This window comes from Flavobacteriales bacterium, from assembly GCA_013214975.1.
GTDB lineage: Bacteria > Bacteroidota > Bacteroidia > DT-38 > DT-38 > DT-38.
Window position 1 is genome coordinate 1 of the sequence record JABSPR010000203.1, and the last position, 2378, is coordinate 2378.

Annotated in this window: 4 protein-coding genes; 1 reads left to right on the forward strand and 3 read right to left on the reverse strand. The window is 35.0% G+C overall.

The window, feature by feature from the left end; translation table 11 throughout:
- Positions 1 to 261: hypothetical protein (locus tag HRT72_06870; protein NQY67427.1), on the reverse strand; the 261-nt coding region annotated here is incomplete at its 3' end.
- Positions 262 to 407: 146 nt separating this feature from the next.
- Between HRT72_06870 and HRT72_06875 the strand changes: the two genes are divergently transcribed.
- Positions 408 to 1577 (forward strand): proline dehydrogenase family protein, encoded by a 1170-nt coding sequence (locus tag HRT72_06875; GenBank protein NQY67428.1) that lies wholly within the window; start codon positions 408 to 410, stop codon positions 1575 to 1577.
- On the opposite strand, the gene HRT72_06880 is transcribed toward HRT72_06875, so the two are convergent.
- Together HRT72_06880 and HRT72_06885 are read right to left on the reverse strand one after the other, a co-directional pair.
- Positions 1574 to 1849: a hypothetical protein gene (locus tag HRT72_06880; GenBank protein NQY67429.1), complete on the reverse strand. Its 276-nt coding sequence runs from the start codon at positions 1847 to 1849 to the stop codon at positions 1574 to 1576. The genes HRT72_06875 and HRT72_06880 overlap by 4 nt on opposite strands.
- A 119-nt stretch (positions 1850 to 1968) precedes the next feature.
- A partial coding sequence (locus HRT72_06885) for an alanine dehydrogenase (GenBank protein ID NQY67430.1) occupies positions 1969 to 2378 on the reverse strand: 410 nt, incomplete at its 5' end.

The following is a 2378-nucleotide window of genomic DNA, read 5'->3' on the forward strand; positions in this document are numbered from 1 at the left end:
CCCATCGCTCAGTGCACCCCATAAATCCGTACACGTGTCCAAGGTTTTATTCTCTTCTCCGCTCTCAATTTCTAAAACTCCAGCTTTTTTCAGCAATTGCACCTCTTCAATCAATATTGGCAGACAATGAAGCACAGAGTTTTCATCGGCTATTATATAAATATTTCGCCCCTCAAAACGATCTGATTTCAGTAAGTTTTCTAAAGACCTAAAAGCGTCTTTACCTACTTGAACATAATAAGATGATGCGGTAACTTTCAAAGATTTTCTGTTTATTTAGATAATACGTAAAATAACAAAGATTAAAGACTAATTACAAAGCAGAAAACACCTGATTACCACCTAATTTTCAGTTGTTTTTCCTCAATCCTGAAACAAAAAGAATAATTACTTGTTGAATCAATTTAATGATAGATTTAAATAATACTGAAATAGCCTTTAAACATAGGTCAGACAGAGAACTTCGCAACGCTAAATTTATTTTCACGATAGCCAAGAACGATACATTATCACGCATTGGTATTTTCTTCTTAGAGCTAGCTCATCGTGCTAAACTTCCAGTTAAACGGATAATCCGAAAATTACTTTTTAACCATTTTTGCGGAGGAGAAAACATAAATGAATGCACTAATAAAATTGAGTTTCTATCGAAGAGGAACGTAAATACCATTTTACAGTATGCCACGGAGGGCAAAAACACAAGAACACAATTCGATGATTCTAGAGACAAATCATTAGAAACACTTAATTCCATAAAAGAAATTCCCGAAATCACTTTTATCGTTGTCAAAATGTCTGGGATCTCCTCACACAAACTCTTGAAAAAGATCACTTCGGATAAAAAGCTTAGCGAGACAGAACTTGCTCAAAGGAATCGAGCTGAAAATCGATTGCGTGATATATGTGTGCAAGCGAAAAAAAACAATGTTTCAATTTTAATAGATGCAGAAGAGTCATGGATCCAAGGAGCGATTGATCATTTCGCATCAACATTAATGCAAGAATTAAATACAAATAAAGCATGGATATACAACACATTTCAGCTTTACAGAACAGATCGACTGAATTACTTAAAACAATCACATAAACAAGCCACGGAAAATAACTTTATTCTTGGTTGTAAACTTGTACGAGGAGCATACATGGACACAGAAAGAGAAAGAGCGTTGCTCTTTAATTACAAATCGCCCATACATTTAACTAAAAAAGAATGTGATGACGATTTTAATAGCTCAATAGATTATTGTCTTGAAAATACCGATTCTATTGCAACCTGCCTTGGCACACATAACGAACAAAGCTCAGAGTATTTAACTCAAATTATTGCGAAAAACAATATTGATAAATCAAGTTCTCGTGTGGTAATTTCGCAGCTGTTAGGAATGAGCGACCATATAACATTTAACATGGCCAGACAAGGCTACAATGTTGCAAAATTTATTCCCTACGGTCCGGTTGAAGAGGTTATTCCTTATCTGATTCGAAGAGCGAAAGAAAACAAATCTGTACTGAACGAATCGAACAGAGAACTTGAAATAATTATTAAGGAAATAGAACGAAGGAAGCGAAATAACTAATCACAACCACAAGCGCCTTTGCTATTCAAAACACTTTTCAGCTCAAAGTCTGTTCTCCTAGAGATTATTTCCATAACCCTTTCTTCTCCATTCAAAACTATGGTTGAATGATAAACCTTAACCCTCGTATCCCTAACTGAGCTAGCTGAAAAATCAACGTCAACATCAGCAAAGGACTCTTGGAAATCAGCATGACTTACATGCCAACAGTCTAAATAACAATTCAATTTCTGTGTAATAACTAAAGTGTCATGAATGAACTTTTCTGCCATTCTATCATTAGGAAGCCAGGCTGGATAATCTCTGTTATTGTAAAAAAACACATAACACAATAGGCATCCGAAAAAGATACCTATCCCAAATAAAAACAATCTTCTTACAAAAGGCATAATTATAAAGCGGCCATTAATAAATCTATATCCTTGTAAGGCAAATCCAAAATCTCACCTACATCTCTATTGGTAAGTATCCCTTTATAGAGATAAATACCGTTTCTAAAACCAATATCGTTTCTCATGGTTTGTTTAAAACCTCCCATTTCGCACATCTGTATAAGAATTGGCGCAAAAATATTACTTAATGCATAAGAAGCTGTTCTTGATACCCTTGAAGCAATATTGGGAACACAATAATGCTTAACACCAAATTTTTCAATTATAGGGTTGTCATGTGTTGTAGCCTCCGAAGTCTCGAAACAACCTCCTTGATCAATACTTACATCAATAATTACAGAACCATCTTTCATTCGCTCTACCATACCTTCGGTAACCACACATGGCGTTAAACCATTGGGCGCTCTTA